Here is a 15,770-nt window from a genome sequence, read left to right as displayed (position 1 = left end):
GGTGCGCATGATCCCCGATGAGACCCGGCCGGCTGCCCGTCCCGATCTGCCGGAACCCGGCGGCCCCGTCCCGCGCCGTCGCCGCCGGCTGTGGAGGGTGGTGCGGTGGACGGGCGCCGTGGTCGTGGTGCTCGCGCTGGTGGCGTCCGGGCTGGCGGTGTGGTCGGTGCGGCGCGGCTTCCCCCAGTACGACGGGACGTTGTCCTTGCCCGGCCTGACCGCGCCGGTGAAGGTCTTCCGGGACTCGTACGGCGTCGCCCAGATCTATGCGGATTCGGCCACGGACCTGCTCCAGGCCCAGGGCTACGTCACCGCCCAGGACCGCTTCTGGGAGATGGACTACCGGCGGCACCTGACCTCGGGCCGCCTGGCGGAGTTGCTGGGCCCTCCGCTCGTGCGCACCGACGCCTTCCTGCGCACGCTCGGCTGGCGGCGGACCGCGGAGCGGGAATGGCAGCGGATCTCACCCGAGGCGAGAAGCTACCTGCGCGCCTACGCCGACGGCGTCAACGCCTGGGTTGCCGCGAACGGCGCCGCCGCGGCCTCCGGAGCGAAGAGCCTGGAGTACACCGTCCTCGGCCTGCAGAACCCCGGCTACACGGTGGAGCCGTGGGACCCGGTGGACTCCCTGGCCTGGCTGAAGGCGCTGGCGTGGGAGCTGCTGGGCAACATGGACGCCGAGATCGACCGCTCGCTGCTGCTGGCCCAGGGCCTGAGCAGGCGCCAGATCGAGCAGCTCTACCCGCCCTACCCGTACGCGAGGAACCGCCCCATCGTGGACACGCCGGGCACCCCGTCCCGGCCGGTTCCCGCTCGCGTGTGGCGGGAGGCGGCCCCCGCGCTCGACGCGCTGCGCTCACTCCCGCTCCGCGCGGGCGGGGACAGTGGCGCGGACACTGCGGGCATCGGCTCGAACTCCTGGGTGGTGAGCGGCGCGCTGACGGCGTCGGGCAAGCCGCTGCTGGCCAACGACCCGCATCTGGCGGCGTCGTTGCCGGGGACGTGGTACCAGATCGGGCTCCGGTGCTCCTGCGCGTACAACGTGCAGGGTTTCACGATGCCCGGCCTGCCCGGCGTGGTCACGGGACGCAACGAGCGGATCGCCTGGGGGCTGACCAACCTGCCCGCCGACGTGTCCGACCTGTACCTGGAGAAGGTCGACGGTGAGCGGTACTTCGACGGCAAGGCGTGGCGCGCGCTCGACTCGCGGCAGGAGGTCATCAAGGTGGCGGGCGGCGAGCCGGTGACGATCACCGTGCGCGCCACGCGGCACGGTCCCCTGCTGTCGGACCGGCGGGCGGACATGCTCGGGGTGGCGGCCCGGCCTCCCCTGGACCCGTCGGGCGGACCGCTGCCGAGCCTGAGGCCGGGGCCGCTGCCCAGCCTGGACACCGGCGAGCCCGGAGTGCCCGCGCCGGCGGCGGCGGAGCCGTACGCGGTGGCGCTGCGCTGGACGGCGTCCGAGCCCGGCCGGACGATGGACGCGCTCTTCGGCATCAACAAGGCGGCGAACTGGACGGAGTTCCGGGCGGCGGCGGCGCTCTTCGACGAGCCCGCGCAGAACCTGGTCTACGCCGACGTGGACGGCCACATCGGCTACCAGGCGCCGGGACGCATCCCGGTCCGCGGCAAGGGTGACGGATCCTGGCCGGTCCCGGGCTGGGACCCCGCTTACGACTGGACGGGATTCATCCCGTTCGCCGAGTTGCCGACGCTGTCCGACCCGCCCGGCGGCGTCATCGTGACCGCCAACCAGGCGGTGGCCGGGCCGTCCTACCGGCACGTCATCACCACCGACTGGACGTACGGCTACCGCGGCCGCCGCATCCTCGACCTGATCGCCGAACGCACGGCGCGCGGGAAGATCGGCGTGGCGGACATGCGGCGGATGCAGTCCGACAACCTCAACGGCGGCGCCGCCGCCGTGGTGCCCGCGCTGCTGGCCGTTCCCCTGAACGACGGCGCCGTCGCCAAGGCGCGGAACCTGCTGAAGGGCTGGGACTTCCAGCAGAGCGCCGACTCGGCCGCGGCGGCCTTCTACAACGCGACCTGGCGGAGCCTGCTCGCGCGGACCTTCGACGAACTGCCGCAGGACCGCAGGGCCGGCAACGGCGACCGCTGGTGGGAGGTCGTGGCCGCGCTGCTGAAGTCGCCCGGGTCACCGTGGTGGGACGACCGGCGCACCGGCAAGAGGGAGTCGATGGCCGACATCCTCGCCGCCGCCATGGACGAGGCCACCGCCGAGCTCACCGCGCGGCTCGGCCCCGACCCGGCCGCCTGGCGCTGGGGCGACCTGCACACGCTGACGTTGCGGGGCTACGGGCCGGGCCAGTCCGGCATCGCGCCGGTGGAGTGGCTGTTCAACCGCGGCCCGGTGCCGATCGCGGGCGGCGGCGACGCGGTCAACTCCACGAGCTGGTCGGCCGCGGGTGGGTACGACGACGTCGTCTTCGTGCCCACGATGCGAATGATCGTCGACCTGTCCGATCCGGATGGGTCGCGATGGGTCCTGCTGGCCGGCGCCTCCGGGCACGCCTTCCATCCCCACTTCGACGACCAGCTGGAGCTCTGGCGTACGGGACAGGACACCCCCATGCGCTGGAGGAGGAAGAGCATCGAGGCGGCGGCAGAGCACGTCCTCACCTTCGCACCGACCGGTAAAGGATGACCGTTCATGAAGCTCGCGATCGCGAAACTCGAAGAGTGGATGCGCCTCTACTACCACAACGTCGACCACGACATCGGCAGCAGCGGCGTGCGTGACCTGACCATCGACGAGCTGAGGACGATCTGCGGGTTCGACCTGTCCGAGCTCGGCTCGATGATCTTTCATGACAGCGAGTGCTTCGGCGGCGGCGCGTTGCGGGCGGCGCTGGCCGACCGGTGGACGGGCGGCGACGTGGACGGCGTGATGGTCACTCACGGCTCCAGCGAGGCGATCTACATCGTCATGCACACGCTGCTGGACCCGGGGGACGAGGTGATCGTGGTCGATCCCGCCTACCAGCAGTTGTACGACATCGCCGCCGGGATGGGCTGCCGGATCACCCCGTGGCCGCTGCGCGCGCAGGAGGGCTTCTCCGCCGACCTGCCGCTGCTGCGGAAGCTGGCTTCCACCGGGCCGAAGATGATCGTGGTCAACTTCCCGCACAACCCGACCGGCGTCTCCATCACGCGCGAGCAACAGCAGGAGCTGATCGACATCGCCGCCGAGGCCGGGGCCTGGCTGGTGTGGGACCACGCCTTCGGCGAGCTGACGTACACGGCCGACCCGCTCCCGCTGCCCTTCGGCCGGTACGACAGGTGCATCACGTTCGGCACGTTCTCCAAGAGCTACGGGCTGGCCGGGCTCCGGGTCGGCTGGTGCCTCGCACCCCCCGAGCTGCTGTCCCGGATGGCGGTGCTGCGCGACTACATCGCGTTGTACGTCTCGCCGGTCCTGGAGTTCTTCGCCGAGAAGGCGGTCAGGAACGCCGACCGGATCGTCGCGATGCAGCGCGAGCACGCGCACGGCAACCTGCGGTTGCTGCGCGACTGGGCGGCGGAGCTCCCGGACCTGGTGCGGGTGAACCCGCCCGACGGCGGCGTGACCGCGTTCGTGGAGTTCCCCGGCCACCCCGACGCCACCGCCGTGTGCCGCCGGCTCGCCGAGCGGGACAGGGTGCTGCTGGTGCCCGGCGAGTGTTTCGGCGATGCCTTCACCGGCTACGCGCGGCTGGGCTTCGGCGGCACCACCGCGGAGCTGACGGCCGGGCTGTCGAGCGTACGGCGGGCGCTGCTCGAAGGCATGCCGGTCCCGGAGGCGCGGTGAGCGGCCCCAGGCTCCTGGCGGTCAGCGACCTCCACGTCGGCCACAGGGACAACCGCAGGCTGCTCCTCGACCTGGAGCCCGGGTCCCCGGGCGACTGGCTGATCGTGGCCGGGGACGTCGCGGAGCGGCCCGGCGAGATCGAGTGGGCGCTTCGGCTGCTCACCGAGAGGTTCGCCAAGGTGATCTGGACGCCGGGCAACCACGAGCTGTGGACGCTGCCCGGCGACGTGTACGGCCCGCGTGGCGAGGACCGTTACCGGAGCCTGGTCGAGATGTGCCGCCGGCTGGGCGTCGTCACCCCCGAGGATCCCTACCCGATCTGGACGGGGCCCGGCGGGCCGGTGACGGTGGTGCCCATGTTCCTGCTGTACGACTACAGCTTCCTGCCCGAGGGGACGACGACCAAGGCGGAGGCGCTCGCGCGGGCGTACGAGTCCGGTGTCGTCTGCACGGACGAGCTGCTGCTTCACCCCGACCCGTACGTGAGCCGCGAAGCCTGGTGCGAGGCGCGCGTCAAGGAGATGGAGGAGCGCCTGGCCGAGCTCGGACCCGGGGTCCGCACGGTGCTGGTGAACCACTTCCCGCTGGTGCGCGATCCCACGCGGGTCCTGCGTCACCAGCTGTTCGCGCAGTGGTGCGGCACGCGGCGCACCGCGGACTGGCACCTGCGCTTCAACGCCGCCGCGGTCGTCTACGGCCACCTGCACATCCGCAGGACCACCTGGCACGACGGCGTGCCGCACATCGAGGTCTCCGTGGGCTATCCGCGGGAGTGGTCCAGGCGCGGCGGGGTCAACGGCACCGGGCCGCGCCAGGTGCTGCCCCTTCCCGTCGAGCCGTCGTGATCGAGCGGCTGCTCCCGCCCGTCGTGGCGGCGGCCGAGGCGTACGGCGACGCGCCGGGGGTGCCGCTGCACCCGGAGGAGGCGGTCTGCGTGACGCGGGCGCTGCGCGGCCGCCGCCAGGAGTTCGCGACCGGGCGCCGGCTGGCCCGGTCCGGCCTCGTCCGGCTCGGGTTGCCGCCGGTAGGCATCCCCAAGGGTGAGCGTGGCGCGCCGCGCTGGCCGGAGGGGGTGGTGGGCAGCATCACGCACTGCGCCGGCTACCGGGCCGCCGCGGTGGCGCGAACGGACGACCTGCTCGCGCTCGGCATCGACGCCGAGCCGCATGGTCCGCTGCCTTCCGAGGTGCTGAAGCTCGTGGCCACGCCGGCGGAGGGCGCCAGCCTCGAAAGGCTGGCCGGCGGCAACCCGCGGATCGCCTGGGACCGGGTGCTGTTCAGCGCGAAGGAGTCGGTGTACAAGGCGTGGTATCCGCTGGCCGGGTCGTTCCTCGACTTCGACGCCGTGGAGGTGGTGATCGAGGAGGCCACGGCGTCCTTCGCGGCTCGCCTGCTGCTGCCGGGGCCTTTCGTGGCAGGTGAGCGGCTGCGGGAGCTCACGGGGCGCTTCGCCGTGCAGGGTGGGCTGGTGGTCACCACGGTCACCATTGACGCGGCCTGACGGGGAGTTCCCCGTCAGGCCGCGTGGGGTGCTCACTTCCGGAGTGCCGAGCTGTCGTGGGCCACCGCGAGGTTCTTCACGTGGCCGTTCTCGGCTCATCCGTTCTCGCTACCGACCAGACGGCCCAGCAGGGCCGCGCGGGTGAGCTCGGCCTTGTTGCCCACGCCGAGCTTGGTCCTGATCCGTTTGACGTAGGTGTCGACCGTGTGGGGGCTGATGCCGAGCCGCGTGGCGATCTGCCCGTGCGTCAGGCCCCTGGAGATCTGGCGGAGCACCTGTTCCTCCCGCTCGGAGAGGTGGTAGCCGGGCGCCTCCTGGCGTTCGAGCATGGGCTGTACCTCACACTCGACGGGAACGAAGCGGGAGCCGGACGCCACGGCCCGCACCGCCGAGACCACGCGCTCGGCCGTCGCCCGCTTGCCGATGACGCCCGACGCTCCCGCGTGCAGGTAGCTGTCGGTGTCGTCCCCGTCGTTCAGAACCAGCACTTCGGTGCGCTTGGCGACTTCCCTGATGTAGGCGAGATTGTCGGACAGCGGCAGCGCGTCCACGTCGATTAACGCGGCGTCCGCTATCCAGGAGGGTTCTTCGTCGGGAGAGGATCTCTCCGCGACCACCTGAATACCGGCACTTGTCAGAGCCTGGACGAGCCCAGCGAGGAAGATTGGCGAACTGATAAGGACGTCGATTCTGATCACGGGGCCCCCGTACATCCCGCCGGCCGGGCATCATCATGGATTTCCATTACAAGCGAGGAAATATACTTCTTGACTCGCTTTTCACCTTACCAGCCTTTTCTAAGCCGTTTTCTCGTCGATGTCAACCTCTCGGCGTGCCTATCGAATTTCACATCGAGTGATGATTCCGCGCCGGTCGGTAATTCTCGGAGGTGACCTGGAGCTGGCCCGATAAGGCCTATAGGCAGCGCCGCGGCGGAGATGATAAGGTCCGCCGCGGCCTGCACTTCTAGATGAATTCGGGATCTAGGTAAATGTGATCAATTCGCAGGTATGGTCATGTACGACATTCCCGCGGCAGTCAAGCGACCGGCGAAATCAGTGAACGATTCCTGATCCACATTGCTAAAACTTGCCCGCAGCATCCGACCATCTTCAGGGAGAAATGCCGTACCGGGAATGACGAGCGTGTCATACGTGATCGCCAGGTCCCGGACGACCTCCTCGGTGGGGCGCCCGGCGAACGGATGGCGTATCCACCCGTAAAAGCCCCCGGCGGAGACCAGCTCGAAGCCGCCCGGCCGCTCCGCCATCACGGCGGCGAAGCGCCGCCGCTTCTCCTCCATCTCGCGCGCCCGCGCGAGCTTCCACTCCTGGGCCAGCGTCAGGCCCGCCCAGGCGGCCTCCTGCCCGATGCGCGGCGCGCAGATCGCCACGCAGTCGAGCAGCTTCATCACCTCGCGGTTGAGCAGCGGCGAGGCGACCAGCGCCCCCACCCGGTAGCCGGGAATGGCGTAGTCCTTCGAGAAACTGTGCAGGCTCACCACCGTCTGCTCCCATTGGGGGTCGGACAGGAGCCGGTGCGCCGGTTCGGCGGTGTCGCGGAAGGAGCGGTAGGTCTCGTCGAGGATCAGCGCCAGGTCATGCCGCCTGGCCACCTCCGCCAGGCGTTCGATCGCCTCGGGGCCGGCCGTCACCCCGCTGGGGTTGCCCGGAGTCACCAGGACGATCGCCCGGGTCCGCGGGGTGATCAGCGCCTCGGCCGTCTCCGGGCTCGGCAGGAGATCCGGGCCGGGCTCCAGGTAGACCGGCCGGATGCCGTTCAGGCGCAGCCACATGTCGTGGTTCGGGTAGTACGGCACCGCCAGCACCACTTCGTCGCCCGCCTCCGCCAGCGCGGACACCACGAGGCAGAAGGCCTGGTTGCAGCCCGCCGTGATGACGATCTGCTCCGCGCGCACGTGGCTCAGATAACTTCGGGAGAGGTCGGCGGCGAATGCCTCGCGCAGGTGCGGCAACCCGGCGATGTCGGTGTAGTCCCCGCCGTGGGGGTCTCGCGCGACGGCGGCGATGTGCTCGACCACGGCCGGAGCGGCCGGATAACACGGAGCCGCCTGAGAGAGGTCGAGCAGGTCGCGTTCCCTGCGGCGCAGATTTTCCAACTCGCGTGCCTCGCCGAACGGCGAGTCGATCTGGCGCACCGTCCTCGGACTCAGTCGCAAGTGAATGCTCCCTTCGTATGGCACTGAGCATCCCGAGCACCGCGTGACAACACCATTCCCTCCTTCAGGGGACATTGATCCCGTATATCAACAAACCTTGTGAATCCAGGCGAAAGGGTCGGGGGTGCGGCCGTACTGGATGTCCATGAGGCTCTGGCGCAACCTGAGCGTGACCGGCCCCACTCCGCCGTCGCCGACGAGCCAGTCACCCGAGGTGCTCCTGACCGCGCCGACCGGGATCACGGTGGCCGCCGTGCCGCAGGCGAACACCTCGACGAGCTCGCCGGACGCGCACTGCGCGCGCCACTGATCGACCGAGATCCGGCCCTCCTCGACGTCGATGCCGAGCGTGGGCGCGAGGTGGAGCAGCGAGTCGCGGGTCACCCCCGGCAGCAGCGTCCCGGTCAGCGCGGGCGTCATGATCCGGCGCCGGCCGTCCTCGGTGGCGTAGACGAAGAACAGGTTCATCCCGCCCATCTCCTCGACCCAGACGTGCTCGGCGGCGTCCAGCCAGACCACCTGGTCGCAGCCCCGCGCCACGGCCGCCTGCTGGGCGGCGAGCGCGGGAGCGTAGTTGCAGGCCGCCTTGACGTCGCCGGTGCCGCCGGGAGCGGCGCGCGTGTAGTCCTCCGACAACCACACCGTGAGCGGTCTCGGCGTGCCTCCGCCGAGATAGCTCGCCGGGGAGGCGATGGCGCACAGCAGGTAGCTGCGCGAGGGCAGCGTGAAGCCGAGACCGCGCTGGGTCGCGATCACGAACGGGCGCAGGTAGAGGCTGTTGCCGTCGCCCGACGGCACCCAGTCCCGCTCCTGGGTGACCAGCAGCTCCAGCATCCTGATGAAGACGTCCTCGGGCAGCTCGGGCGCCGCCAGCCGGCGCGCCGTCCGGTTGAACCGGGCGGCGTTCCGCCTCGGCCGGAACATCACGATCGCCCCGCTGTCCTGCCTGTACGCCTTCATCCCCTCGAAGAACTCCTGCGCGTAGTGGAAGACCACGGTCGCCGGATCGAGGCTCAGCGGCGCGTACGGCTCCACGCGGGCGTCATGCCAGCCCTGCTCGGTCGTCCAGCGCAGCGTGGCCATGTGGTCGGTGAAATGCTCGCCGAACCCCGGCGCGGCCAGCACGGCCTGCCGGTCCGCGGCCGGCACGGGGTGGTCGCTGGGGCGGATCTCGAAAGAGATCGACATGGGGTGCTCCTCAGGCGGCGGGCGACGGTTCGGGGCGGAGGGTGAGCTCGGAGGGCAGCGAGGCGAACCCGCGCTGGTGCGGCGAGTGGACGCGCCGGGCGGCGGACAGGTCGAGGTCGTAGTCCGCCACCACCGCGCCGACCTCCTGCAGCACGACCGCGATCTCGAGCTGGGCCAGCGCCGCGCCGAGGCAGAAGTGCGGGCCGTGGCCGAAGGCGATGTGCCTGCTCGTGTCGCGGTCCAGGTCGAAGGTGTCCGGGTCGGGGAAGACCCGCCCGTCGCGGTTGGCGGAAGCGGGCAGCAACGCGATCCTGGCGCCTTCGGCCAGCCGGACGCCGTGGATGACGCTGTCCTCGGTGAGCGTCCTGCCCGTCATCTGGCTGGGCGAGTCGTAGCGGAGCGTCTCCGCCCCCCAGTCCGTGGCCCGCCCGTTCAGGCCCGCGCGGCCGACGTCGGGAAGGCGCCACCCGTGATACCAGGCGTTGCCGATCAGCTTGCCGGTCGAGTCGTTGCCCGCGCTGACAAGCAGGAAGAGGAAGGCCACGAGCTGCGAGTCGGTCAGGGGCCTCCCGTCGACCCGCGCCTCGATCATCATCGAGGTGAGGTCGTCACCCGGCCGCCTGCGCCGCTGCGCGATCAGGTTCACGTAGTAGACGGCGAGGCGCAGCCCCGCGCCGATGGTCTCGCCCGACCTCTCGTCGGTGCCGTCCTCGCAGTGGTTGAGCAGGTCGTTGTCGGCGCGGATCCGGTCCCGGTCCGCCGCCGGTATGCCGACGACCTCGCACATGACGTCGTTCGGCACGGCTGCCGCGAAGTCCGCGAAGTCGAAGACCCCGCCGTCCCGTGCGGGCGCCAGCCTGGCCCGCGTCAGCTCCCGTATCCGGGGCTCCAGTGCCGCCACCCACCGGGGCTTGAACGCGTTGCCCAGCAGGCGGCGCATCGCACCGTGGTCGGGAGGGTCCATGGCGAGGAAGAAGCTGGTCTTGACCGCGGCCTGCCCCCACAGATCCGGCTCCAGGGAGATGCCGTTACGGCTGGAGAACAGGCCCGGGTTCCGCAGCGCGGGCAGGACGTCCTCGTAGCGGGACAGCGCCCAGAAGTCCCGCTCGGCGTTGTGGTAGAGCGGCGCGTGCTCGCGCATCCAGGCGAACACCGGATACGGGTCCTCGTGGATCCGGTACGAGAACGGGTCGTAGACGAGCTCACCCGGTGCCAGGTTGCGCATATTCGGAACGTACGGACATGTCGCCCGTGTCGCCTGTCACGCGAACCAGGGGCTACCCCGGAAGCAGCGTGGTCTCCAGGTCGGGAAGCTTCTCCCACCAGCGGTCGTAGCGGCGATACGGGTGCGGCTCACGCCCGGCCAGCAGCGCCACCAGGGCCTTCGCCTCGGCCGCGAGCCCGTCCCACGCCTCGTCCGGCAGCGGATGGAACGCCGCCGCCTCGATCCCTCCTTCGGCCGGCCGCCACACCCCGGCGACGTAGCCGTCGACGAGCAGCGTGGGCAGCACGTCGCCGTTGGCGCGGATGACGAGCTTGCGGTAGGCCGGCGGGAGCAGGCGGTCGCGCTCCACGTGCGCGAGCAGCGTGTTGTCCCACATGGCCATCAGCCGGGGCGGCGCCGGGACGTCCTCGGGCGGGCGGGACGCGCCCCGCAGGTCCCACATCACCTTGCCGCCGGGGCCTTCGAACTGCTCGACCTCGCCGTCCATGGCACGCAGCGCGACCTTGACCCGGGCCTGCTGGACGAGCGCGAACTGCGCGACGTCCGCCACCGACGCCGGTCCGAACGCCTCCAGGTAACGCCGCGTCAGCACCCGCAGAGCCTCGGCCGAGGCGTCCAGGTCGAGCGTGGGCCGAGGTGAGGAGGCCACGCACGACACCCGCGTGGTGAACGACCACGACCCGCCGGTCGGCACCCGCAGCAGCGGCGTGTACGAGCGCAGGATCGCCCACACCCCCGCCGCCGACAGCCCGCCGAGGCGTGGCTCCAGCCAGTCCTTCATCTCCTCCACGGTCCGCGGCTCAGCGGCGAACTCCAGCAGGTCCCTGACCAGGATCCGCCCCGCCTCGACGGTGAGGCCGCGCGGCGTGAAGCGGCCGTTCAGATGGGTGGCGTACATGGTCGGCTCGATGGCGTCGCGGAAGGCCGGATAGTCGTCGACGTGCACGGCGTGCAGCGTCATCCGCATCATCGTCCCCCGCACGACCGTGTAGCTCGAGAAGGCGGCGTCGAGGTCGGCGAGGTCCAGGTCGGCGACGCGGTTCCACAGCGCGACATACGGCGAGGCCGCCTGCTGCGCCTGCAACGCCATCACGCGGCGCACGGCCTCGGCCACCTCCAGCGGCTCCCTCCGCAGCAGGAGCTGCCGATCGAGTGTGGCCCGGTTGAGTGCCCGCGCGGTGAGCTTCATGCCCGGATTCTCTCAGCCCCCGCCTCCCGGGCAGATCCCCGTGAGGTCCCCAGTAGAGGGGACAGGTGCGCGACCGTGGCTCGACCTAGGCTGCCGCTGCGGCGGCATATGCCGCGAAGCCCCATGTCATGCCGCTGGGAGGGCCACAGATGATCGAGGTTGGCAACCTCACCACGATGGAAGTCGACGCGCTGACCGACGTCGATGGCGGCCTCAACCTAACCGACGGTCACGCGAGGCTGGTCCTCTCCGAGCAGCAGGCGGCCATCGTCGCCCGGATCCCGGAGATGTTCGCCGAAGCGTCCCGCCGTCCATTCCCCGACATCGAACGCGAGGCGCACGCCACGTTCCTGAAGGCGATCGGGCAGCACAGCGCCCCGGTCGGCACCGGTCGCATCCTGAGCTGCTACTCCTCGACGCTCGCCACCGACATCGTGGCGCGGGCGTTGCCCGCCGGGTCGACCGTCGCCGTGCTGCACCCCACCTTCGACAACATCGCCGACCTGCTCGTCACCCGCGGGCTGAAGCTGGTGCCCCTGGCGGAGGAGGAGCTGCTCGACATGAGCTGGCCGGGGCCGCCGGTCAGCGCCATCGTGGTGACGCACCCGAACAACCCGACCGGGCTGGTCACCCCCGAAGGCCATCTGCGCTCGCTCGCCGAGCACGCCGTACGGCACGGCCAGATCATCATCGTGGACGCCAGCTTCCGCGGGCAGGTGCGCGACGCGCAGTACGACACCTACGCCGTCCTCGACGAGGCGGGCGCCGACTGGATCGTGATCGAGGACACCGGCAAGCTGTGGCCGACGCACGAACTCAAGATCGGGCTGCTGGCCTACAGCGCGCGGACGAAGCTGCCCATCGACCGGGCGTTCTCCGAGTCGCTGCTGTCCGCCTCGCCGGTGGTCCTGCTCCTCATCGCGAACCTCGCCGGCGACTGGGTGAACGGCGGCTACGAGCGCGCCCGCGACCTGGTGACGCGCAACCGGACGGTGCTCAGGGAGACGATCGGCGAGGTCGATCTGCGGCTGGCCGACCCCGCCTCGCAGATCAGCGTCGCGCGGATCGAGCTGCCTTCCCACGGGCCGGACTCGTCGCTGTTGTACAAGGACATGGTCGGGCGCGGGGTGCACGTGCTGCCGTGCGCGCCGTTCCACTGGGCCGACTCGGACAGCGGTCTCCGGTTCATCCGGGTGTCCCTGGCGCGCCCGTACGACACGGTGGAGTCGGCGGCGCGGACACTGGTCCAGTCGTACACGGAGATGTCCGCGCGAAAGCCGTGAACCCCGGTTACTCTCCCGTCTCCCCGTCCACCGACTCCCGGAGGAGGTCGGCGTGACCGTTGTGGCGTGCGTACTCCTCGATCATGTGGACCACGATCCAGCGCAGGCTCGGCGCCTGGCCGTTGGGCCAGGCGCGCTGGGCCGGGCGGTCCAGCCCGCCGTCCTCCAGTGCCTCGGCGACCGCCTCGCGGGAGTGGTCCACGGCCTTCTGCCACAGCGCGAACAGCTCGTCCGGGGTGTCGCCGGCGGCGGAGTGCCACTCCCAGTCCTGGTCGGCGCGCCAGTCCACGGTGTTCCACGGAGCGGAGCGGTCCCGGCCGTGCAGCGCTCGGGAGAACCAGTCGTCCTCCACGTAGGCCAGGTGCTTGAGCAGCCCGCCCAGCGTCATCGACGAGGCGCCGACCGTCGCCGTCAGGCCCGCGGTGTCCAGGCCCCGGCACTTCCAGGCCAGCGTCGCGCGCTGGTAGTCGAGGAAACCCAGGAGGGTCGCGGTCTCGTCGCCCGCGACGGGCGGCCAGGGCCGATCGTGCTCGTCCATGTCTGTCATGGGCAGCGAGTGTAGCCACTGGGGCCCTCCACCGGTCACGACTCGCCAGGCCCCAGGTTCCGGGGACGCGACGAGCGCGTGGCCCCGCCGTACAGTCGCCGTGAGCAGCAGTGGAGTGTTGATGCCGCATTACGATCCGTTCGACTTCAAGGTGCAGGAGGATCCGCATCCCGTCTACGCGTGGATGCGTGAGCACGCGCCGGTCTATCGCAACGAGGAGCGCGACTTCTGGGCGCTGTCACGCCACGCCGACGTCCACGCCGCGCTGCGTGAGCCGCACCTTTTCTCCAACAGCCACGGCATCTCGCTGGAGCCGGAGCTGTGGGGGCCGCAGGCGAAGAAGACGAGCCTGTTCCTGTCCATGGACCCTCCCGAGCACGGCCTCTATCGAGGGCTGGTGGCCTCGGCCTTCACCCCCCGCCGCATGGCCGCGCTCGAACCCCGCATCCGCGAGCTGGCCCGCGCCCGGCTGGAGCGGCTGTGGGACGAGCCGACGTTCGACTTCTGCGCCGACTACGCCGCGGCGCTGCCGAACGACGTCCTCTGCGAGATGCTCGGCTTCCCCGCCGACGAGTGGGACGTGGTACGCGCCGACACCGACCTGCTCAACCACCACGTGGACGGCTCGGACGGGCGCAGCCCGGACTCGGCCATGGCCGCCCTGCGCCTGGCGAGCCGCTTCGTCGTCCTGGTGACCTCGCTGCGCCGCCGCCCCGGCGACGACCTGACCTCGGCCATGATCGCGGCGGAGGTCGGCGGTGCCAGGCTCACCGACGCGCAGATCGTCGCCTTCCTGTTCGTGATGATCGGCGCGGGCAACGAGTCCACCGGCAAGACGCTCGGCAACGCGTGGTACCACGGCTGGCTCCGGCCCGACGTGCAGCGGGCGGGGCTCAACGGGCGGGCCGACGACTGGGCCGCCGAGACGCTGCGCTACGACTCCTCCAGCCAGATGGTGGCGCGCGTGCTGACCGAGGACACCGTCATGCACGGCGTCCGGATGCCCAAGGGCGCCCGGATCGCGCTGCTGCCCGCCTCGGCCAACCGGGACCGGCGGGTGTTCCCCGACCCGGACACCTTCGACCTGGACCGCGAGACCAAACGGATGATCAGCTTCGGGCACGGGCCGCACCACTGCCTCGGGGCCGCGCTGGCCAGGCTGGAGATGCGGATCGCGCTGGAGGAGATCGGGGCGTTGATCTCCTCGTACGAGATCGACCTGGCCAACGCCCGGCGGTCACACTCGCCGCACCAGTGCGGGTTCACCTCGCTGCCCTGCGTGGTGACCCCTCGTACCTGAGCCGAGCGGTACGGCCCGGGCCGGGCCGTACCGCTCAGGCGAGGTCGTGGCTGATGGTCCTGATCACCTGCTGCTCGCCGGCGGAGTCGAAGAAGTGCCCGCCGGGCACCGGGTCGAGGTCGAAACGCGCCGCGGTCTCCACGCGCCAGCCGTCCATCCGCGGCGGCGGCGACTCGATGTCCTCGGTGCCGGCGAAGGCGCGGATCGGCACCTCCAGCGGCTTGTCCGGGTGGAAGCCGTGCGTGCTGAGCACGGTGAGGTCCGCGCCCAGCGTGGGCAGCAGGCCCGCGAGCAGCTCGGGCTCGGCCAGCACCTCCGCCGGCGTGCCGCCCATCTCGCGCACGTAGCCCTCCAGGCCGTCCTCGCGGTCTTCCCACGCCCAGGTGCCGTCGTCCAGGCAGGGGGCGATGCTGGCCGCCACGAACAACACGCGCGGCAGCGGCAGCGCGCGTTCCCGCAGCTCGTGCGCGAGCGCCCAGGCCACCCGCGCGCCCATGCTGACGCCGTAGCAGGCGAACGGACGGTCGAGCAAGGGCTTGATCACCGCGATCAGCTCGTCCACGAGCGGCGCCATCCGATCGAACGGCGGCTCGGCGAACCGGTCGGCCCGGCCGGGAAGCTGCACCGCGATCGGCTCGACGTAGCCCGGCACGAGCTGCGGCCAGTGCCGGTACATCGCCGCGCTGCCGCCGGCGTGGTGGAAACAGAGCAACTGGACCTCGGCGGGCGTGCCACGCCCGAAACGCTTGAGCCAGCGGGGGTCGCCGTGCCGCACCTGCCCGTCCTTCCTAACCCGTCCTTACGCGGCGCTCAGCCCTGAGCACATCACGTCCAGCAGATCCTCGGGCGCCTCGATGAAGCGGTGGTGGCGGCCGTCGAGGAGCACGGAGGTCGTCTCGCCGCACTCCCCCCATCCGCCCATGGTCGAGAACGGGATCTCGTCGTCCTCGGTCCAGCCGATCGCCGTGATCGGGCACGACAGCCGGTACGGCTCCGGCATCACGTACCGCTTGTTGGTCTCGACGTCGGCCCGTAACACCTCCAGGTAGAGCTCGATGAGCTCCGCGCTGGGCTTCCCCCCGAGCTGGGTGATCAACTTCTCCAGCTCGGCGCCGAGCCCGGCGTCGTCCATGGACAGGAACCGCCCGGCGGGCCCGTCCTGCGGCGCCACCTCCGAGGAGACGTAGACCCGGGCGGGCGCGGGCATGCCGCTCCTGATCAGCTCGGCCGACACCTCGTAGGCCGCCAGAGCGGACCCGCAGTGGCCGAAGAAGCCGAACGGCACGTCGAGATGGTCCTCGAGCCCGATCACCATGCTCTTGGCGAGCTCCTGGTAGGTCTCGAAGTTCGGCTCGGCGAAGCGGGTCTCGTGGCCGGGCAGTTCGACGGGCAGGAACTCGACACCGCCGCGCCGCCGCGGCCACTGGCGGTACATGCTGGCGCCACAGCCCGAGTACGGGATCAGGAAGACCCGGCCGGTCGCCGTGGCCGACGGCTCGTGCGGCAGCCATGGGTTGCGGCGCTTCGGGCGGTTTGCCATGAGCGGC

General features: G+C 71.0%; 14 protein-coding genes. 6 read left to right on the top strand and 8 right to left on the bottom strand.

Annotated features, from left to right (window positions below; all coding sequences use genetic code 11):
• Nucleotides 1-7: 7 nt before the first annotated feature.
• The 4 genes from ACWEPL_RS20785 to ACWEPL_RS20770 are packed head-to-tail and all read left to right on the top strand — an operon-like array spanning nucleotide 8 to nucleotide 5,312.
• Nucleotides 8-2,668 (top strand): penicillin acylase family protein, encoded by a 2,661-nt coding sequence (locus ACWEPL_RS20785; protein ID WP_452437153.1) that lies wholly within the window; start codon nucleotides 8-10, stop codon nucleotides 2,666-2,668.
• A gap of 6 nt (nucleotides 2,669-2,674) precedes the next feature.
• Nucleotides 2,675-3,811 (top strand): capreomycidine synthase, encoded by a 1,137-nt coding sequence (gene vioD, locus ACWEPL_RS20780; protein WP_363983627.1) that lies wholly within the window; start codon nucleotides 2,675-2,677, stop codon nucleotides 3,809-3,811.
• Complete coding sequence (locus ACWEPL_RS20775) at nucleotides 3,808-4,656, top strand: metallophosphoesterase family protein (protein ID WP_452437152.1); 849 nt, start codon at nucleotides 3,808-3,810, stop codon at nucleotides 4,654-4,656. The genes vioD and ACWEPL_RS20775 overlap by 4 nt, the downstream gene beginning before the upstream one ends.
• Entirely contained in the window at nucleotides 4,653-5,312 is a 660-nt protein-coding gene (locus ACWEPL_RS20770) for a 4'-phosphopantetheinyl transferase family protein (RefSeq protein ID WP_452437151.1), read from the top strand. Before ACWEPL_RS20775 ends, ACWEPL_RS20770 begins: the two co-directional genes overlap by 4 nt.
• Nucleotides 5,313-5,407: 95 nt before the next feature.
• Here the strand turns inward: ACWEPL_RS20770 and ACWEPL_RS20765 are convergent, their stop codons facing one another.
• The 5 genes from ACWEPL_RS20765 to ACWEPL_RS20745 all read right to left on the bottom strand — a co-directional run bounded on the left by ACWEPL_RS20765 (nucleotide 5,408) and on the right by ACWEPL_RS20745 (nucleotide 11,093).
• Nucleotides 5,408-5,929, bottom strand: coding sequence for a LuxR C-terminal-related transcriptional regulator (locus ACWEPL_RS20765; protein WP_452437150.1), 522 nt, complete (start codon nucleotides 5,927-5,929; stop codon nucleotides 5,408-5,410).
• A 380-nt stretch (nucleotides 5,930-6,309) separates the two neighbouring features.
• Nucleotides 6,310-7,491: an aminotransferase gene (locus tag ACWEPL_RS20760; protein WP_452437149.1), complete on the bottom strand. Its 1,182-nt coding sequence runs from the start codon at nucleotides 7,489-7,491 to the stop codon at nucleotides 6,310-6,312.
• 87 nt (nucleotides 7,492-7,578) lie between these two features.
• Complete coding sequence (locus ACWEPL_RS20755) at nucleotides 7,579-8,679, bottom strand: branched-chain amino acid aminotransferase (protein WP_452437148.1); 1,101 nt, start codon at nucleotides 8,677-8,679, stop codon at nucleotides 7,579-7,581.
• Nucleotides 8,680-8,689: 10 nt separating this feature from the next.
• On the bottom strand, nucleotides 8,690-9,904 hold the full coding sequence (locus ACWEPL_RS20750; RefSeq protein WP_363983640.1) for a cytochrome P450: 1,215 nt from the start codon (nucleotides 9,902-9,904) through the stop codon (nucleotides 8,690-8,692).
• A gap of 52 nt (nucleotides 9,905-9,956) precedes the next feature.
• Nucleotides 9,957-11,093, bottom strand: a complete 1,137-nt coding sequence (locus ACWEPL_RS20745; RefSeq protein ID WP_363983642.1) for a winged helix DNA-binding domain-containing protein — start codon at nucleotides 11,091-11,093, stop codon at nucleotides 9,957-9,959.
• 149 nt (nucleotides 11,094-11,242) lie between these two features.
• On the opposite strand from ACWEPL_RS20745, the gene ACWEPL_RS20740 reads away from it, so the two are divergent.
• Complete coding sequence (locus ACWEPL_RS20740) at nucleotides 11,243-12,376, top strand: aminotransferase class I/II-fold pyridoxal phosphate-dependent enzyme (protein ID WP_355205814.1); 1,134 nt, start codon at nucleotides 11,243-11,245, stop codon at nucleotides 12,374-12,376.
• 7 nt (nucleotides 12,377-12,383) lie between these two features.
• Here ACWEPL_RS20740 and ACWEPL_RS20735 read toward each other — a convergent pair whose 3' ends face one another.
• On the bottom strand, nucleotides 12,384-12,923 hold the full coding sequence (locus ACWEPL_RS20735) for a DinB family protein (RefSeq protein WP_363983645.1): 540 nt from the start codon (nucleotides 12,921-12,923) through the stop codon (nucleotides 12,384-12,386).
• A gap of 121 nt (nucleotides 12,924-13,044) precedes the next feature.
• Here ACWEPL_RS20735 and ACWEPL_RS20730 point away from each other — a divergent pair, with 121 nt between their 5' ends.
• On the top strand, nucleotides 13,045-14,223 hold the full coding sequence (locus tag ACWEPL_RS20730) for a cytochrome P450 (protein WP_452437147.1): 1,179 nt from the start codon (nucleotides 13,045-13,047) through the stop codon (nucleotides 14,221-14,223).
• 34 nt (nucleotides 14,224-14,257) lie between these two features.
• Here the strand turns inward: ACWEPL_RS20730 and ACWEPL_RS20725 are convergent, their stop codons facing one another.
• Together ACWEPL_RS20725 and ACWEPL_RS20720 are read right to left on the bottom strand one after the other, a co-directional pair.
• Nucleotides 14,258-14,998, bottom strand: a complete 741-nt coding sequence (locus ACWEPL_RS20725) for a thioesterase II family protein (protein ID WP_363983649.1) — start codon at nucleotides 14,996-14,998, stop codon at nucleotides 14,258-14,260.
• A 24-nt stretch (nucleotides 14,999-15,022) separates the two neighbouring features.
• Nucleotides 15,023-15,763 carry a thioesterase II family protein gene (locus ACWEPL_RS20720; protein WP_350737231.1) on the bottom strand — a complete coding sequence of 247 codons (741 nt, stop codon included), beginning with the start codon at nucleotides 15,761-15,763 and terminating at the stop codon, nucleotides 15,023-15,025.
• Nucleotides 15,764-15,770 lie beyond the last annotated feature (7 nt).

It is taken from the genome of Nonomuraea sp. NPDC004186 (assembly GCF_053603495.1).
The sequence above is the reverse complement of the archived record's forward strand: the minus strand, read 5'-3'. Positions and strand labels throughout refer to the sequence as shown.

Excerpts from the sequence above, each read along its gene's own strand:
- ACWEPL_RS20720 (WP_350737231.1), bottom strand. The coding sequence starts at position 15,763 with ATGGCAAACCGCCCGAAGCGCCGCAACCCATGGCTGCCGCACGAGCCG.
- ACWEPL_RS20740 (WP_355205814.1), top strand. The coding sequence starts at position 11,243 with ATGATCGAGGTTGGCAACCTCACCACGATGGAAGTCGACGCGCTGACC.
- ACWEPL_RS20735 (WP_363983645.1), bottom strand. The coding sequence starts at position 12,923 with ATGACAGACATGGACGAGCACGATCGGCCCTGGCCGCCCGTCGCGGGC.
- ACWEPL_RS20755 (WP_452437148.1), bottom strand. The coding sequence starts at position 8,679 with ATGTCGATCTCTTTCGAGATCCGCCCCAGCGACCACCCCGTGCCGGCC.
- ACWEPL_RS20750 (WP_363983640.1), bottom strand. The coding sequence starts at position 9,904 with ATGCGCAACCTGGCACCGGGTGAGCTCGTCTACGACCCGTTCTCGTAC.
- ACWEPL_RS20745 (WP_363983642.1), bottom strand. The coding sequence starts at position 11,093 with ATGAAGCTCACCGCGCGGGCACTCAACCGGGCCACACTCGATCGGCAG.
- ACWEPL_RS20785 (WP_452437153.1), top strand. The coding sequence starts at position 8 with ATGATCCCCGATGAGACCCGGCCGGCTGCCCGTCCCGATCTGCCGGAA.
- ACWEPL_RS20730 (WP_452437147.1), top strand. The coding sequence starts at position 13,045 with ATGCCGCATTACGATCCGTTCGACTTCAAGGTGCAGGAGGATCCGCAT.
- vioD (WP_363983627.1), top strand. The coding sequence starts at position 2,675 with ATGAAGCTCGCGATCGCGAAACTCGAAGAGTGGATGCGCCTCTACTAC.